We start from the raw sequence: 16,393 nt of genomic DNA, 5'->3' as shown, positions 1-16,393 counted from the left end.
CGATAGCCATTCAAATTCTTTACAGTGATTATATTGAAACGCTTTTTACCATGACCTTCCCCATAACATTTCGTCAGAGTGCTCTACGTACCGAAGTGCATGAGTTCTTTAAATTAGCCGTTCCCCTGATCAGTGCCCAGGTGGCGCAGTCAGCTACCGGATTTGCCGACACTATTATGATGGGTCGCATGGGACCGGAGGTACTAGCCGCTGGTGGACTAGCCGCCATTATCTACATTGCGGTCATGACTGCTTTCACCGGAGTAATTATGGGGGTGAGCCCGCTGGTAGCTGAAGCTTTTGGAGCCGGACAAAAAAGCCGGATTCAACAGGTAGCCCGCCAGGGACTCTGGCTAGCGTTACTGGTGGCCATTCCTGCCATGCTCTTCACTGGACAACTCAATAGCTGGATGCTTCGAATGGGCCAAAATCCTGGTGTTGTTGAACTGACTGACACCTATCTAGATATTATTCTCTGGAGCTTTTTACCCATGGCTGGGTTTACGGTGCTGCGTTCCACCGTATCTGCCCTTTCTCAGGCTAAGCCAATTATGGTGATCATCGTAGTGGGCACCCTGTTTAACATTGTTGGCAACTATATTTTGGGGTTTGGCAAACTGGGTCTACCCGCCATGGGACTATCTGGGTTAGCCCTAGCAACCACGCTCACCTGGTGGGGAATGGCTCTGGCTCTAGCGCTATATGTGCGGTTTCATCCTGCTATGCGCGGCTATCGGATTCTCCAGCGTTTACACTGGCCCAAACTGACCATGCTCAAGCAACTGGCCTGGGTTGGTGTGCCCATTGGCATCTTTTCGGGTCTGGAATCGGGGTTCTTTCTAACCATCATGCTGTTGATGGGCCGATTAGGGACTGATGCGTTGGCAGCCCATCAGGTCGTGCTGCAAACTATTGTTGTTGTATTTATGGTGCCGCTAGGCATTTCTTTTGCAACCACAGTACGCGTCGGTCAATGGTTTGGCAAGCAAGATTTGGCCGGCATGCAACAGGCGACCTGGGTAAGTATGGGACTGACGACGGTCTCGATGCTGGTAGGGTCACTCGCGTTTCTGTTGTTTCCCAAACAGCTAATTGGTATCTATTTGGATATCAACAGTCCTGAAAATGCAGACATTGTTGCTCTAGCAATGCCGCTACTAACGATTGCTTCGATCACGATGGTGTTAGATGGGTTGCAAAAGGCAGTATACGGTGCCCTGCAGGGGGTGCAAGATACCCGAGTACCAATGGCGCTGAATGTATTGGGCTTTTGGGGTGTAGGCTTATCAGTTGGCTATGGTCTAGGCTTTTCCCTTGATATGGGCAGTCGGGGATTATGGATCGGGCAGTCGGTTGCGATCGCAGCCGTTGCTCTCCTCTTTAGCTGGCGACTCTACCAGCTCATCGGTCGCCGCAAGCGCCTATTCTCTGCATAAGAAGAATGCGATGCGGGGAAATCGATTGGGTAGATCCATCCAGGATTTTTGCACCATACGCCCACCCTCGTTTAATTGCATTTGGATAGTCGCTATTTACCAACTGTGCGATCGCATCCACGTAACCACAATCAGCCCAAGAACGTTCGGATGATGGCGTAGGGTATTCATTAAATCCAGTTCAGGATATCAATCATTAGCCTAAGTCTCAAAGGGCGCACATCGGTGCGCCCTGGCATTAGCTCATAACGAGACAATTAAGAATTTTATAAAATCCGTTTGTCTCGATGCCTACTTAGTTTGATTATCCAGGTGCTCTAAGCGTGCCTGCTGAATGTCTTTGACACTCTTAGTTTGATTATCCAAATGCTCCAAACGAGTCTGGTGCAAACTGTTGCCACCAGAAACCTCTGTTAGCTGCTCATCCGAAATTTGCTCATCTGATTGAATGTTCTTAGTTTCTTCTGTCATGGTGAATACCTCAAAGAATCTAGACTGTTATCAACGATAAGAGAAAACAGTTGTCTTCTCTCTTATGTCACCTACCATATCCAGACATCACGGTCGTAGATTTAATCCTTGATTAGAAGTGAATGACAGAATTACATAAGTTGGCTGAGACTCTTCTCATAAAACTAGCCTGGCCGTAGGCTGCATCACGAAACAACTCAGTCTTTTTACAGCAAAATTTATGCCTATCTCAGACTTTGATTGAAAAGATTTTAGATATCTCGGTCATGCTTGGACAGCTGATCCACCCACGTTCAAGTCTACGCCCTGGGCTTCTTTGATAGAGAATAATTTCTGGACGTGACTGAGCAGCCCTGGCGATTAGGATCAATCGTAGACTATGGCATTCATGTCGAGGACTGGATGGTCTTGGCAGATATGTGTCACAAAGCTTGAAAAGCCCAATACAATTTTTTTTAAGGTAGAAATTACTGACCTATCAACTACATTGTCTAAAAAATCTATGAAAACTAAGCGGTGGACGCCCCTTTCACTCTCTGTTTTAGCAACGCTATCAGTATTGGCAACTGCGCAAGCGCCTTTGTTTGCGCAAGCGCCATCTTTGGGTATCCCAATGGCCACGGTGCCAGTTGCGCAAACGGGCGTTACGATTCGTCTGGTCAATCAAACATCAGCCCCGATAACCTATGAAGCCCTAGGGGATACTCAGCCGCGCAGTCTCATGACTACGGCAGATGTTACCCTGCAGCAGCTTAATGCTCCAACCACACTGACATTCTTTTATCAGGATATTCCGAAGGATCGGCAGGCAGGGACCGGTTTACTACAGGCCACACTGGCGGTTGATGAAGCCACTGGAGTACTAGACGTTATCATTCGGCCAACCAATGCGCTAGATGAAGATGTTAGCAATCTGACCGTTGAGGAAAACGGTAACGTCTTTGTGTTCTAGCCTATAGTTACGCCTAGTTAGCGTGGGGCTGTGCTGGTCGAAATGGTAAATCGGTCAACGCATCCCCACTACCGGGAGCTACAACTGTAGACGGTGTGAAAGCGACTAAAGAGTTGCCCAAGACTTGTGCCAGGCTGCCTAAGGTCTGCTTTAGCAGCGAGTCTGGGTTGAGGACAATCCAACCGCTGCTGGTCAGCTGCCGGAGTTCAAAGTGCAGGTGGGGGCCGGTGGAATTGCCGGTGCTACCAACTAAGCCAATCACCTCGCCTTGTTCAACCCATTCACCTGGCTGGACCAGCAGACGCGATAGGTGAGCGTAGCGGCTTTCCAAGGTGTTGTCATTGTGGCGGAGGATTACTGTTAGACCGTAGCCGCCTAAATATTCGGATAGGCTAACGCGACCGGCCTGGGTGGCGATCACAGAAGTGCCGAGGGGAGCGGCAATATCGGTACCAGAATGGAATCGCCGCACACCAAAAATTGGATGTATGCGCCAGCCAAATAGGGATGATATTGTGGCAGGGGTGGTCAGGGGAAAGATAAACTTCTCGCCCAGCTGTAGTTGAACCACGGGCTGTGCGGCTCTGTTGTAATAGTCTCGACTGGCGGCAGTGGTTGCGCCAGGCATCTGTAGCCCTGGAATGTTAATGGTGGGTACGCTAATGGCACTTTGTGATTGATTGCCTGCGATCGCACTTGCTAATAGGTTCACCTGTCTACAGGCAGCATTGGCCAGTTGATTATCCGTTTGAACAGCAAACTCACAGCCGCTAGAGCGTTCTGAAATCACCACCTCTGGCAGTGTTGCCCCAACACCGTAGTCCGTCGGATCAATTAAACCTGTGCTGTAATCAGCCGGAGAAATCAATTCCACCGCAGGGGTTTGATCGGCGGGCTGACTGTCTTCGAGCAGCGTCTCCAGAGTGGGTGCAGACGGCTGATTTTGCTCAATAAACACAGTGCCATAGTCAACAGCATCAGGCCCAGCTGGTGAGGACTCAATGGCGCTGGGTACAACGTTACTAGGGGTAACAGGCACAATCACCTCAGGCGCAACAGGCAATGATTGGGCCGCTGGAGCCTCAGGTGTGGATTCAGGTATAACTAAGTCAATTGCTCCTGCTTCAGTCTGTGCCATAACAGCCCCAGCACTCAATCCGCCCACCATGGCGAACAGGCTCAGGGTTAGCAATCGCGACCCTTGAAGTAAAGATTTTCGAGTCGTCTGAATTAGCTTGTTGTCAGCAGCAGTCATAGCGGAATCAATAATTGAGTAGTATGCCTTTTAACTTTTAGTAGTCGACCCGCATACCCATTGGGTTTGAGAGTTTAGCGCTTAACTTAGGTGTGTAAATACACATAACAGAGTAGCAATAAACCGAGATAAGCATCATAAATGAGATGACTTTAAATGCGGCAATAGTTATAACTTATGAATGGTTGTGGTTTGACTTGCTCTGCTGTTTGTTACTAAAGGCCAGATATAAGGATAGGTTATCAACACAAACAGTGTTCTCTGTGTGTCAGTTCTGTAGGTGTCATAGACTATGGTGTTAAGGCAGATGAACTACGATGAGCCTGATTTATTTTTCCCAGTTCGTGGCTAATTCACGGGTATTAGCGTATGCGATCGCAATGCTACTGGGTCTATCGGCCACGCCTGGAGTGGCAGCCCATACCGTCTCTGGTTGGCAAGGTGAGACGCCATCGCTGGCGGGTCCTTCTAAGTCTGTCGCCAAAAGTACAAGCGATGTTCCTAGCGTTGACTATGCCTTTACTCTCACCAACGACACATCGGTGGACATGTTGGAGTTTTATGCCTCTCCCCAAACGGCGACAGATTGGGAAGCAGATATCCTGGCGGGCAAGATAGTTCAGGCGAATGGTGACTGGACAATTATTACCTTGGCGGGCCATCGCGGCTGTATCTATGATTTTCTGGCTGTTTTCGCAGATGGAGACAAGCTAGAGAAATATGGCATCAATGTATGTGAGTTAGAAACCCATACTTACTACGAAAATTAGTCCAGTTGCATCAGGGAAGCAACGAGATGACATCGTCACAGCCCCCACGCTTGATCGCAGCAGCGCGTGTCCGTTGGTTAAAGCTCTTAGCAATCGCTGGGGCGGCAGCTTTTTTATGGGTTGCGATCGCAATGCCCATGCAAGCGTTTCGTGGTTTGTTTGTAGCGAAGACAAATGCCAATCTGGGCAACACGGCCTCACAGGTGATTATTGCCCACAGCGACAATCGCCATGTCGTAACCATGGCCAATGATTTTCAGGGAGATGTCAAGGATTTTGCTCGGATTGTGCCAGTCCCTGTGGTGCTCAGGCGGGACCAAGTAAGGATTGGTGATGGCGCACTGCTGGAAAAAATGAGTGCGTTTACAGCGCCGCGACTGACCCAATACTTTGATCGCCCCTGTCAACAGGAATACGAGTGGTATCGAATTGTCGGGTTTTTAGCCATTCCAATTGCCGCATTTTTTCTGGTGGCCTGGCTCTGGCCAACAAGCAATAAACTGGCACTAGCGGTTGTTCTGTTGCTGCTAACTCTGCTGGCGGTGAGCGCCCTGCCGTCATTTCTCCATCAGGCCACCACTAACACAGAGCCTAATCGCTCCCCGGCCGCATCCATCCCGACGGTAACTGTGGAAGACCAGTTTACCGTCGGAGACTATGATGTTGTGATTTTGAGCGCTGAACAATCGAATCAGTTGATCACCTGGCTGCAACAAAATGAGTATCAGGTGGTCCCAGAAGCGGCCAGCCTGCTGCAATCCTACGTTGATGCGGGGATGAAATTCTTAGTAGTGCGGGTAAATTTAGCAGAGTTTCAACCGTCCAGGGGGCAGGCCTTAAAGCCCATTGTGTTGGACTATGAGACCGATCAATTTATGCTGCCCATTCGTCTAGGCACATTAAATGCAACGGGTGATCAAGACTTGATTATTCATATTTTGTCCCCCGGTGCCTATGCTGAAACCACCAATTATCAAACCGTACCTGTACCCACAGATACAGAATCTGGCTCGCTGTGGCCCTCTGGTTCTGAGATCCCAGCGTTTGTACAGACTGGCTTTGGAGCATTCTATAACAGCGTATTTCAACGTAGTTATGAGCGCCATGACCAGGCTGTTTTTCTAGAATATGCAACGCGTACATTTGGAGAAAATATCAAGTGTGACCCGTGTACCGTAGAGGCGGAATCCATACCGACCTTGGATGACCTCAAGGCGATGGGAGCCTGGTGGAGCAATGAATCGCCAGAAACGCTGATCACTCGGTTGCATGTGCGCTACAACCAAAACACATTTCCAGAGGATTTAGAATTTCAGGAGATTACTCCTGAACAACTGATGGAGAAACCTGAAATTGCTGGACGTTCATTTCCCCAGTGGGCGGGGGTAGACTTTCAGGCTCGATATGTGATGAGACGCCCGATCGGGTCTGCAGTTTGTATGTCCCGCTGGTGGTATCGCCAAAGGATGGCTCGATCTGCTGAAAATCTGGCAACGCTGACAGGTTGGGATATAGGCGAGATTCGTCAACAGATAGCGACCGATCGCCGCTTGAATGCATTGGATGCTGAGGGTCAAACCAAACTACAGCAAGCGATTAGCAATGATGATGTGGCTCAGGTCAAATTGTTGATTGAGCAAGGGGCTAATGTGAATATTGTGGGTAATCAGTGGTGGGAGATGACACCATTGGTGAGTGCGATCGCAAATGACCAACCAGAGATTGTTCAGCTACTGATCGCCAATGGTGCCCATACCAATGTCAGTTGGCGAGGGCAGCCCCTATTACTGTGGGCCATCGGGTACAGCGATCTAACCACAGTTAAACAGCTGCTAGAGGCCGGAGTGACCCCCTCCACCCTCAATTTAGTATGGGATACGGCCCAGGAATTGGAGAACGAAGACTTAGTTGAGTTATTAAAACCCTACGTTGGCGGCTAGGTGCCCCAGCATCTGTATAACAGGAGCAGAGTTAGTGAGGACAACAATTTCAAGCCTTTAAACTTGCTTCCTTCAGGCTTCTGCTTCAGGCTTCTGTCCTGCGCCATCGTGCCAGATGACATTTAATCCTCTGGGGAGGTGTCCGCAGAGGATGTTGCTTGCGGGCTACCAAGCAGTCGAATATCAACAATTTTGCCACCCAACAGAGTAATTCGCCGCATTTCTTCACCCATGCGATGAAAAGGCACCTGAATCAGCTGAGTATGGCTGGTCCGAATGGGAGAACAATGACTGACGGTTACTTCGTTCTCACTCAACCCCGTTAACTCATATACAAACATACGATTATCTAAGCTAGAGGCTGTGCTAGTTGCATACTGTCCTAACATTGTTTGTCACCTTTAAATAACGGTCATCATCGGGAAGAAAACGTAGTGGGACTCATGCCCGAGTAATGCTGGCAACACGTCCGCCGGTTTTGTTAATGCGCTGCAATGTTTTGGACAGTGCTTCGTAGGGGACAACATAGGCCCGGCTGCTGCGACGAACACGGGGATACCCTGGCAAGTACATACCTGCCACCTCAATGCGATAGAGGGTGCCACGTAGTTTAGTGGATTGTCGTCGCCCAAAAACGCGGGTGGGCGTATTGCTTTTTTCAGCGGGGAGATAGGTGCGAACCGTATTATCTGTGCCTGACGGAACATTGACCGCAAATGTGGTGCCTAAGGCTAATTCTGCAGCTAAGCGAGATTTTTTACCGGCCAGCTGTGAACGATCGCTGTTGGCATAGCCGCGATAGAGGCTAAACATGCGGGTGAATCCAGCAATGCTCTGACCAGTCTGAGTATTAAAGCTGCGATAATAGGGAACAACTGTATCGCCAAAGGCGCTTTCATACTCTACTGTATCAATATAGGAGTCTATATCGGCCTCAAATCCTTGATTCTCATACCGATCAAGATGTTCAATAATTTCTGCTTCACTATATGGAGCCCGACCCAACAGATGTTTAAAGTTGAGTTCAATCACGCGGGTTTGAAAATTAGGATACAAAAACTTGGTTTTGTATACCTCTGATTTAGCCACAGCTCGAACAAAATCGCGCACGGATAAAGCACCACTAGTGAGTAGTGATTCTAAGGTAACCAGACGCTCTGACTGCATCAAGTAATCATTGCCCAAAACGTGTCGATAGACGGCATTGATGGCAACTTTAGCATCCTCAGAGGAGGCCCCAGGCCATAGCTCAATGGGGCTTTGTTCAGCAAATGGTTTTGTACCCAGACGACTGGCTGCTACTGTAATCGCCACAGTGTAATCTCCTTAAAAGATGGAATCGGTTATTTTAATCGGGAAATTATCGTCTTAAGGGGAGGCGGACATGCTTAAGCCCATTAAGCGGATGTAATGTTGACAATCCGGCTGCCCCTTTGGTTGAGACGTTGCAACGTCGGGGAGAGTTGTTCATAGCTAACTACATATTCCTGTACGCTGCGGCGAATTTGGGGGGTACGGCCGCTGGCAGATTGAGCCACTCGAATCCGATAGAGTTTCTCACGCTTACCACCAGTAGCTCCCTGTAGTTCTTTACCAAAACTGGCCGTCCTTAGGGGCGTTGCTGTATTCAGTGCCAGATCCGTTGTGAGACAGCCTTTTTTGTTATTGACTCGGGCGCGATCGCTACTGGCATAGCCCCGGTACAGCTGAAACATTCTGACAAAACCAACGGTTTTCTGATTTCTCTGGGTAGTGAACCCGCGATAATATGGAACGATCTGTTGACCAAAGTTTTCTCGATATTCAGCGGTATCAAGATAGCTATTAATTTCAGCCTCATACCCTTGCTGAACGTAGAGATCCACATGTTCAGAAATCTCTGCCTGGTCGTAGGGAGCCCGTCCCAGCAGGTGCTTAAAATTAAGTTCAATAAAACGTACTTGGGGATTATTGCAAAAGAACTTTTGCTTATAGAGTTCTGAAAGGGCCAACGCTCGGACAAAATCTCGTACAGTAATATGCCCCTGCTTGAGAAGAGATTCGGCGCTGATCAGACGTTCTGAGCGCATGATGTAGTCATTGCCAAATAGCTGCCGATAGGTCGCCTGAATCACAGCTTCAAGATCGGTTGCCGTAGGATTAGATCTAAGCTCAGTTGGCGTGACTTGGGCAAAGGGTTCAAATCCCAGGGGGCTGGCTGATGCTGCACTGGTCATAATGGGTTCCCAAAACTAGCGTTAATGGTGATTGAGTAAGGAGTAGTGGGCTATAGGGAGTCCGATGCCTACCTAACGATGACGCTTGGCTGGCATCGGGGGTATCCCATACCGTCTTAACGACCGAACGCTAAAACGGTATCGGTTATTTGTTAACCGTTAACTCAAGGAATTGATGGCATAGTCCAGGTAAGAGTTGGCTTCAACGGCAGAATCTCCGGTGAGTCCATGGTTAGCTTTGATGTAGTTGAGGGCTTCCACATACCAACTGGGCGAGAGTTCAAAGGCCTTGTTGATTTCGGTAACGCCAGCAATCAAATAATCGTCCATAGGTCCTGTCCCCCCGGCAATCAGGCAATAGGTCACCATTCGCAGATAGTAGCCAATATCACGGGAGCACTTGGCCTTGCCTTCTGGGGTAGACGCATAGTTATTACCCTGCATTTGAGTGGTGTAGGGGAACTTTTGGTATACGGCCTGGGCAGCTCCATTGATCAGACCATCTGCATTTTGGGTTAAGCTTTGAGCAGCCGCCAACCCTGCCTGGGCCTGACGGAATCGACCAAAGGCGATCTGTAGCTCAACGCTGCTGAGAAAACGGCCTTGGGAATCAGCGGTGGCCACAGCCTCTGTCATGGGAGTTTTCATGGTGTTAAATCTCTCTGTAAGTTGCTAAAACATGGTCAAGAAGCTTCGTTTATCAGATTAGCCAACGGCATTGGCTGCTCGATCAAAGTAGCCGCTGAGTTCGGCCATCAAGGAGCTGCAGTCACCAGGAGTGATGCCTGTTCTGTCATTCGCGATCGCAAGAGCAGCTGCTTTCATTTTGTTGATTGCCTCTGACATAGAAGCACCAGGTACGCCCAGCGCCAGATAGGTCTCACGGAGGCCATTCAAGCAACGATCGTCAAGTATGCTGACATCACCTGTAAAAATCGCATAGGTAACATAGCGCAAGATAATATCCATATCACGCAAACAAGCCGCCATCCGTCGATGGGTATAAGCATTACCACCAGGGGCAATCAGCTGAGGCTGTTCTTTGAATAAGGACCGTGCCGCATTGGTAACAATAGCATTGGCATTCCCCGTTAAACGGTTCACCACATCCATGCGCTTGCTGCCTTCTATCACGAGTTGATTGAGTGCGCTAATTTGAGAATCACCAACAAATTCTCCTCGGGCATCAGCTTGGGAAATGACCTTTGTAAAAGCATCGAACACGGAAAAAATCTCCTACTCTAAACAAGTATGTACAAGTCTTTGCAGCATCGAATCCGAGCCACAGGTTTTATCGATAAGACAGTCACAACAAAGCATGATTCAAACGCCTTAAGTCAGGTTTCTTAGCATGTGAGAGAGGAGAGCATCACCCTCAAAAGCAAGTCATACATTGCTAACAGACAGACCTATCGATATAAAAAATCCCCCTTAAATACCATGCTGTATGGCCCTAAAAGAACCAATGAGTATTGAGGGAAAAGAGCCTTGATCGTGATCAAGACTCTGACTTTTGAACCAAGTTGATTTAATCAATTTGATTGTGCAGATACTGTGCATATCTTTGTATCTGAATCTTTACAATCAGCTAAACCTTTTGAAATCGAGCCTTTTAAGCACTATCAATTGTCTGTAAAGTCGACAAGTTTGTTTGCATTTTGTTACGTTATGGCGACTATAGAGGTATCTGCATAGTCAAACAACATAGTTTGCAGATATCTTTCTGCCCAGTCTGTACCAAAGGCTCGTTCTAAGATTCGTCTGGTTTTATCATTCTTTTGCTGTTGTAAGCAATAATAGCGCTGCCCAGCAACAATTGATGGCTCAATGGATTGAACAGGGTTTGTTTGATTACTTAACTGGCAATGTAGTGACAGAAAATGCCTGACTTGAGTCAGAAATGTCGTTTCTTCCAGCGGGTTGGTTGGACACACAAACAGGCAAAAATCGGAAAAAATATCTCCCCATGCTGGCAAGGCGCGAGGCTGGGAGAAGTGTGCTTGGGGAATTTTTTGTAACGCTTGCTGGTACTGAATCGGCAGCTGTTTATTGGATGAAATAGGTGATAAATCAACAATCGCGGCACTAATTTGTCCACGTCCTGCCACTAGATCAACCCCAAAAATAGGTAGGGGAAAGTTGGGGCGTGGAAACATGACACAATGCAGAATATCCAAATGTTTGCCGACCTTGGCCAGTTCCAAGTGGATTTTACGAAACTGTGCTGTTTGATAACAGCGATTTTCGATCATCAGCTTCTCACCTTCTAGACTCCCTTCTACGTAGCCTAAATCGGTTGGTATTTTGTAGGGATAGAGTACAAACTCGCTGTTCCAGGTCGATTCAATCGTTTTGGCTAGTTGAGAGATGAGAGGATGTTGATGTTGACATAGAGATTGGTAACGAACTTGATCCATGGTTGTATTTCAATCATTGTGGAATCCTATGCACAATCACAAATGGTCTCTCATGTAGTTAATAACGCACATTGAGAGGTCTAAAAACTAGAGGGGTATTCATGAATATGGCAAAGTCATAGTCTTAACCATGTCGCATCCCTGTGCAGGCTCCGTGCAGAGCTGATTTTCCCTATTCCAAAGCCATTAATGTTTTTTCCTGGCTACACCAGGCGTGATAACGTTTTAAACGATTAAAAATTCGAACCACTAAATCTTGTCCTTGAATTGGCTTTGTCATGTAGTCATCGGCACCAATGGCAAACGCTCGGGCACGATGGTCCTGATCGGCATGGATGCTTAAAAAAATAATTGGCAAGTGTTGCCATTGAGGATGGCTGCGAATAACTTTGCAGAGTTCAAAGCCATTAATACCAGGCATTTCAATGTCTAGAATAATGACATCGGGCAGAATCTGAGTAAAAAGAGACCAAAAGCGTTGTGAATTGACCAGGGGAGTAATCTGCAACTGCCAGGGCTGTAGCAGATTGACGATGTGTTGCAAATGGTGGCTATCATCGTCCACCAGCATAATTTTGCTATGGCGGTATCTTAGGTGTGTGACCTGGTCGATTGCTTCTAACACCTCTGCCGGACTCATGGGATATTCCAACACCATGGCCACACCTCGCCGAATTAGGTCCAGGCGATTGCCAAAGTCTGCCTGGGGTGTCATTAATACGATGGGCAGCTGGGGGCAATGATGGCTGAGGAGATTGATGAATCCCAATAACAGTTGGACACTGGTTTCGGTTAAGACGGGGTTGGTTTGATCGCCCACCAGATTGATTAAAACAATGTCTGGGAGCAATGGCTCTGTATCTAGGGAGGACGGAACTGCATCGTGCAAGGATAAAATTTGAGCGGCCATCTCGGTTGAAGCGACAACATCTACGCCTAGGCCCTGGGCGATGGCTAAAGCCATAAGCTGTTGAATATAGGGGGCCGCGTGGATATCTACAATTAAAATTTTTGGCAAAAGGGGAGCGTTGTCTGACCAGGAGACTAACTGTGGTGGGGCATCTAAGGCATGGCCCAGGGTGGTAACCAATGTCTGAAACTGACTGATTTGGGTCAGTGACAATGTTGTCGATACTGATTCTAACAACTGTTCAATTTGGCGGGCTAGACGCGATCCCTCCATCAAGCCAAAAACGCCCAGGGTACCTGCTAGCTTGTGGGCGATCTGTTTGGCTTGCAAGCGTTGTTGCTCACTGATGGTATGTTCTGTCAGGGTATGGGACAGGTGAACTAAAAAATTCCATCGATCGACGCTCTCACCCCTATGGGCCTGCCAGGTTTGAGTCAGCCCCTCTAGATATCTGGCCTGTCGTTCAATGGAGAGCGCCTGGGAGGATTGGAGAGGTGGGGTGAGTCCTGGTGAGCTAAGACGATAGCCCAAGCCACGCACAGTCTCAATCACGTCTACGGTAACCCCTGCTGTCTTGAGTTTTTGTCGCAGTCCGCGAATGTGCGATCGCACAGTAGCCTCACTAGGAAAGTCATCGGACGACCAAATTTGATCCAATAGAGCCGGTGGGCTAAACACTTGGTGACTATGGCGCAAAAAGAGTTCCAGTAAAGCATACTCCTTAGCCGTTAGAGAAACTGGATTGCCCTGATAGGTCACCTCACAACTGACCGGATCAAGGCAGAGATCACCCCAGACCAAGATCGGTTGTGCCTCAGCCGGCGCACGACGTAGCAATACCCGAATCCGCACCAACAGCTCAGCCACATCCACTGGCTTGACAAGATAATCATCGGCACCCGCTTCAAGACCTTGAATTTTGTCAGTTTGTTGATCCTTCGCCGTCAGCAACAAGATGGGTACCCCATAGCCCTCATCTCGCAGCCGCTGACAGAGCTGCAGACCGCTCAGCCGTGGCAACATCCAGTCCAATACAATCAGGTCATAATCAAAGGTAGATGCATAGGACCAACCAGTTTCACCATCAGCCACCCGATCAACAACATAGTTTTGGATGGCTAACTGCTGAGTTAACACCTCCGCCAATGCAGCATCATCGTCCACCAATAAAACTTTCATCGCCCTACCCTAAAGCTGCCATTCCAGTAATCGAGCCATCTGACTGGCCAACGTTAGCGGGTTAAACGGTTTGGTAATCACTCCAGTCACCCCAATTTTCTGAAACAGACGCTTTTCTGCTGTACCAGTTTTAGCAGTCAACAAAATAACTGGAATAGCCTGGGTTTCAAGATTGTCACGTAATCTCTCAAACGTACTAATGCCATCAATTTCAGGCATCATCACATCCAGCAATATAGCATCAGGCTGCTGTGCTTCAGCTTGATGTAAGCCTTCTAATCCGGAAGATGCACAAATAATTTGCCAATTGGCTTCCATTTGTAAACTCAGCCTAACCACCTTTTGAATAGGCTCTTCATCGTCGATCAGCAGTATTAGTTTAGACATCATGTTGGTGTTAATACCTGCTCATGGGAAAGGGGGACAGTAAAATAAAAACAACTACCGATCCCTACCTGGCTCTCTGCCCAAATTCTACCGCCGTGTTGTTCAATAATTTTGCGACAGATTGTTAAACCCAGACCTGTACCTCCCTTTTTACGAGAATCAGAAGAGTCCACCTGCTGAAATCGTTCAAAGATACTACCTAGTTTATCGAGAGGAATCCCCTGGCCGTTGTCTTGCACACAAAAGAGGGCTGACATTGGTATAGACAAGTCGGTATCGGTCAAGCCATCCGACAAATTAGACCGTTGTTGCAAGTTTGAACAAGATTCAACCTTTAAAGTAATGGTTTTGCTAGGAGATGAAAACTTAATAGCATTACCAATCAAATTGGTTAAAGTTTGCACGATATAGTCTGGATCTGCCCAAATTGAAAGCGGGTTAAGCTGTCGGCAGATCTCAATATCGTATTCTTGCGCCATGGGCTGCATAGCTTCAGCGGCTTGTTCGACCAGGTCAGCCGCATTACATGTACATGCATCCATTGTCACTTCACCCGCCTCTATACGCTGCAGATCCAGCACATTGTTAACTAAACGCACTAGTCTGTCCGTACTTTCATCAGCCACCGCCAACATTTGTTGGCCCGCTTCAGACAAATGCCCCAAACGACCGGTTGCAATCAGTTTTAACGATCCATGTAGTGATGTTAGCGGCGTTCTTAGTTCATGGCTGACAACAGCAATAAACTCATCTTTCATGCGTTCTATCGCTTTACGCTCACTGATATCGCTAGTGAGGGCAAAAAAACCGTTGATTTTTGTTTCTCCTGTAGCGACCACATCCAAGTGGGGAATATAGCTCACACTCACTGAATGACACCGTCCATCTTTGAAGGTGAGTTCACTCTCATAGGTGACCTGGTGCCCTTGAAGAGCAGCTTCAATGTGGGGCCGAATCTGTTTATAGTAGTTGGCCGGTGTGACCGCTTGAATAGATTGCCCGTGCAGCTCTTTGGGAGCTTGTCCCAACCAGTATTCATAGGCTTGATTGTTAAAACAATAGCACTGCTGTCGATCGACATAGGCGATCAACACTGGTAAGTTATTGGTAATTAGGCGAATTTGTTCTTCACTTTGGCGTAGTGCCATCTCCACCTGTTTACGCTCCTGAATTTCCTGTTGCAGAGCGATGTTGGCTTGGGTTAATTCTACCGTACGCAGTTTGACCCGGTCTTCTAAATATTCCAGGGTCTGGCCTTGGGACAGGGCAATGCTAATCTGATCAGCTAACTGCTGCATCAGTTCTAACTCAAAGTCTGTCCACTGCCGTGGACTTTCACACTGATGGGCAATCAGTAACCCCCACAGATGATTTTGAATCGATTTGTGGCGGATGGACTGTTTTGATGGCAAGGGATGCACAATCGGCACAATCAGCTTAGATTGAATGCCCCACTGTTGAATAAAGTCCACCAGACATTCCGCAAGGCCGGAGTTAGGGGCATGAACATCGGCAATGGCTTGTACCCGTCCTCGGGCGTACAGGCGTTGATACTCTTCTGGAAAGACTTCTTCAGGGAAGGCAACCCCTAAAACCGAAGGATAGGCTTCTTTAACAGCTTCGCTAATAGTAATGCCCGTACTATCAGGCAATACCCGATAAATCAAAACCCGATCAGCATCCAGAAGCTTCTGGACTTCTTCCACCGTAGTCTGCAGGATTTCTTTAAGCTGTAATGACTGACGAATTTTGAGGGTGATTTCGGCAAAGAGCTGTGCTCGCTGATGCTGCCGATTCAGCTGAAATTCCGCACTTTGTAAATTGGAAAGCAGCAGCAGCCGCTTTTGTACAATCACGCCAATCAGGGTCTTACGCTCATCCAAAACTGGCAGGTGACTGATCTGATGTCGCTCAAATTGTTCTACAAGGGATGCAACCGTTGATAGCTCAGACCTTGAAACAGTGATCACCGGACGACTCATCACCTTTGAGAGTCGCAGTTTAGTCCAGGTCGACCGTTGCACAATGGCTTGCATTAAGTCCTGACGGGTAGCAATACCGCTCACCCGACCACGATGCATCGCTAAAATGCAGCTTGATTCAGGCTGGGCGACCAATTTGGCTAAAACCTTAGGCAGCAGCGTCTGACTGGAGATAGTTAGGGGGTGGGGATCTACTACCTCGTCCCAGAACGTCAGTTTACTCGTTCTATCATCAGATGCCATTAGGGATAGATTGCATCACGTTATCTCCTCACTCTATGGGGGATAAGTAGAAGTGTTAATAGATTGTTTTTTTTCTTTAAATTTTGAGCAGCTGTTTTAAGGAAGTGCATAACAAGCTGCTGGCTGGCTCTCAATCCCTTAAGAAATCTCTTAGAATCTCAACGGGGGTGATGACAGCCACTTTGAGTAGACCATGAGGCTCCAGCCTGTGCCGAGTTCAAAAACCCACCGCTAA

Annotated in this window: 15 protein-coding genes; 4 read left to right on the top strand and 11 right to left on the bottom strand. The window is 47.9% G+C overall.

The features are described 5' to 3' along the window. Positions 1 to 50 precede the first annotated feature (50 nt). Complete coding sequence (locus N836_RS69000) at positions 51 to 1,436, top strand: MATE family efflux transporter (protein ID WP_023076401.1); 1,386 nt, start codon at positions 51 to 53, stop codon at positions 1,434 to 1,436. 291 nt (positions 1,437 to 1,727) lie between these two features. Here the strand turns inward: N836_RS69000 and N836_RS68995 are convergent, their stop codons facing one another. Further along, positions 1,728 to 1,907, bottom strand: coding sequence for a hypothetical protein (locus N836_RS68995; protein WP_023076400.1), 180 nt, complete (start codon positions 1,905 to 1,907; stop codon positions 1,728 to 1,730). 502 nt (positions 1,908 to 2,409) lie between these two features. Here N836_RS68995 and N836_RS0139655 point away from each other — a divergent pair. Then, positions 2,410 to 2,859 (top strand): hypothetical protein, encoded by a 450-nt coding sequence (locus tag N836_RS0139655; protein ID WP_023076399.1) that lies wholly within the window; start codon positions 2,410 to 2,412, stop codon positions 2,857 to 2,859. Between the two features lie 13 nt (positions 2,860 to 2,872). On the opposite strand, the gene N836_RS73970 is transcribed toward N836_RS0139655, so the two are convergent. Further along, positions 2,873 to 4,114 carry a peptidoglycan DD-metalloendopeptidase family protein gene (locus tag N836_RS73970; RefSeq protein ID WP_023076398.1) on the bottom strand — a complete coding sequence of 414 codons (1,242 nt, stop codon included), beginning with the start codon at positions 4,112 to 4,114 and terminating at the stop codon, positions 2,873 to 2,875. Positions 4,115 to 4,431: 317 nt separating this feature from the next. Between N836_RS73970 and N836_RS0139650 the strand changes: the two genes are divergently transcribed. Together N836_RS0139650 and N836_RS0139645 are read left to right on the top strand one after the other, a co-directional pair. Then, positions 4,432 to 4,884: a hypothetical protein gene (locus N836_RS0139650; RefSeq protein ID WP_023076397.1), complete on the top strand. Its 453-nt coding sequence runs from the start codon at positions 4,432 to 4,434 to the stop codon at positions 4,882 to 4,884. Between the two features lie 26 nt (positions 4,885 to 4,910). Further along, positions 4,911 to 6,824, top strand: coding sequence for a DUF2330 domain-containing protein (locus N836_RS0139645; protein ID WP_023076396.1), 1,914 nt, complete (start codon positions 4,911 to 4,913; stop codon positions 6,822 to 6,824). Between the two features lie 122 nt (positions 6,825 to 6,946). Here the strand turns inward: N836_RS0139645 and N836_RS68985 are convergent, their stop codons facing one another. The 9 genes from N836_RS68985 to N836_RS68945 all read right to left on the bottom strand — a co-directional run bounded on the left by N836_RS68985 (position 6,947) and on the right by N836_RS68945 (position 16,158). Next, complete coding sequence (locus tag N836_RS68985) at positions 6,947 to 7,213, bottom strand: phycobilisome linker polypeptide (protein WP_023076395.1); 267 nt, start codon at positions 7,211 to 7,213, stop codon at positions 6,947 to 6,949. A 52-nt stretch (positions 7,214 to 7,265) separates the two neighbouring features. Then, positions 7,266 to 8,138 (bottom strand): phycobilisome linker polypeptide, encoded by an 873-nt coding sequence (locus N836_RS68980; protein WP_023076394.1) that lies wholly within the window; start codon positions 8,136 to 8,138, stop codon positions 7,266 to 7,268. 83 nt (positions 8,139 to 8,221) lie between these two features. Continuing rightward, a complete protein-coding gene (locus N836_RS68975; protein WP_023076393.1) occupies positions 8,222 to 9,040 on the bottom strand; it encodes a phycobilisome linker polypeptide in 819 nt (272 codons plus the stop codon). 159 nt (positions 9,041 to 9,199) lie between these two features. Beyond that, complete coding sequence (gene cpcA, locus N836_RS68970; protein ID WP_023076392.1) at positions 9,200 to 9,688, bottom strand: phycocyanin subunit alpha; 489 nt, start codon at positions 9,686 to 9,688, stop codon at positions 9,200 to 9,202. 57 nt (positions 9,689 to 9,745) lie between these two features. After that, a complete protein-coding gene (locus tag N836_RS68965) occupies positions 9,746 to 10,264 on the bottom strand; it encodes a phycocyanin subunit beta (RefSeq protein WP_023076391.1) in 519 nt (172 codons plus the stop codon). 437 nt (positions 10,265 to 10,701) lie between these two features. Beyond that, positions 10,702 to 11,457, bottom strand: a complete 756-nt coding sequence (locus tag N836_RS68960) for a phycocyanobilin:ferredoxin oxidoreductase (protein ID WP_023076390.1) — start codon at positions 11,455 to 11,457, stop codon at positions 10,702 to 10,704. 172 nt (positions 11,458 to 11,629) lie between these two features. Then, entirely contained in the window at positions 11,630 to 13,546 is a 1,917-nt protein-coding gene (locus tag N836_RS68955; RefSeq protein ID WP_023076389.1) for a response regulator, read from the bottom strand. A 9-nt stretch (positions 13,547 to 13,555) separates the two neighbouring features. Then, the gene (locus N836_RS68950) at positions 13,556 to 13,936 is read right to left on the bottom strand and encodes a response regulator (RefSeq protein WP_031294408.1); all 381 of its coding nucleotides are present in this window, start codon (positions 13,934 to 13,936) and stop codon (positions 13,556 to 13,558) included. After that, a complete protein-coding gene (locus tag N836_RS68945; protein WP_023076387.1) occupies positions 13,933 to 16,158 on the bottom strand; it encodes an ATP-binding protein in 2,226 nt (741 codons plus the stop codon). Before N836_RS68945 ends, N836_RS68950 begins: the two co-directional genes overlap by 4 nt. Between the last annotated feature and the right edge of the window lie 235 nt (positions 16,159 to 16,393).

Origin of the sequence: Leptolyngbya sp. Heron Island J (genome assembly GCF_000482245.1) — a bacterium.
In the GTDB taxonomy this organism is placed as follows: Bacteria; Cyanobacteriota; Cyanobacteriia; order Phormidesmidales; family Phormidesmidaceae; genus Leptothoe.
This window is presented reverse-complemented; position numbering and strand designations above follow the sequence as displayed.

Excerpts from the sequence above, each read along its gene's own strand:
- N836_RS69000 (WP_023076401.1), top strand. The coding sequence starts at position 51 with ATGACCTTCCCCATAACATTTCGTCAGAGTGCTCTACGTACCGAAGTG.
- N836_RS68995 (WP_023076400.1), bottom strand. The coding sequence starts at position 1,907 with ATGACAGAAGAAACTAAGAACATTCAATCAGATGAGCAAATTTCGGAT.
- N836_RS0139655 (WP_023076399.1), top strand. The coding sequence starts at position 2,410 with ATGAAAACTAAGCGGTGGACGCCCCTTTCACTCTCTGTTTTAGCAACG.
- N836_RS73970 (WP_023076398.1), bottom strand. The coding sequence starts at position 4,114 with ATGACTGCTGCTGACAACAAGCTAATTCAGACGACTCGAAAATCTTTA.
- N836_RS0139650 (WP_023076397.1), top strand. The coding sequence starts at position 4,432 with ATGAGCCTGATTTATTTTTCCCAGTTCGTGGCTAATTCACGGGTATTA.
- N836_RS0139645 (WP_023076396.1), top strand. The coding sequence starts at position 4,911 with ATGACATCGTCACAGCCCCCACGCTTGATCGCAGCAGCGCGTGTCCGT.
- N836_RS68985 (WP_023076395.1), bottom strand. The coding sequence starts at position 7,213 with ATGTTAGGACAGTATGCAACTAGCACAGCCTCTAGCTTAGATAATCGT.
- N836_RS68975 (WP_023076393.1), bottom strand. The coding sequence starts at position 9,040 with ATGACCAGTGCAGCATCAGCCAGCCCCCTGGGATTTGAACCCTTTGCC.
- cpcA (WP_023076392.1), bottom strand. The coding sequence starts at position 9,688 with ATGAAAACTCCCATGACAGAGGCTGTGGCCACCGCTGATTCCCAAGGC.
- N836_RS68960 (WP_023076390.1), bottom strand. The coding sequence starts at position 11,457 with ATGGATCAAGTTCGTTACCAATCTCTATGTCAACATCAACATCCTCTC.
- N836_RS68955 (WP_023076389.1), bottom strand. The coding sequence starts at position 13,546 with ATGAAAGTTTTATTGGTGGACGATGATGCTGCATTGGCGGAGGTGTTA.
- N836_RS68950 (WP_031294408.1), bottom strand. The coding sequence starts at position 13,936 with ATGATGTCTAAACTAATACTGCTGATCGACGATGAAGAGCCTATTCAA.
- N836_RS68945 (WP_023076387.1), bottom strand. The coding sequence starts at position 16,158 with ATGGCATCTGATGATAGAACGAGTAAACTGACGTTCTGGGACGAGGTA.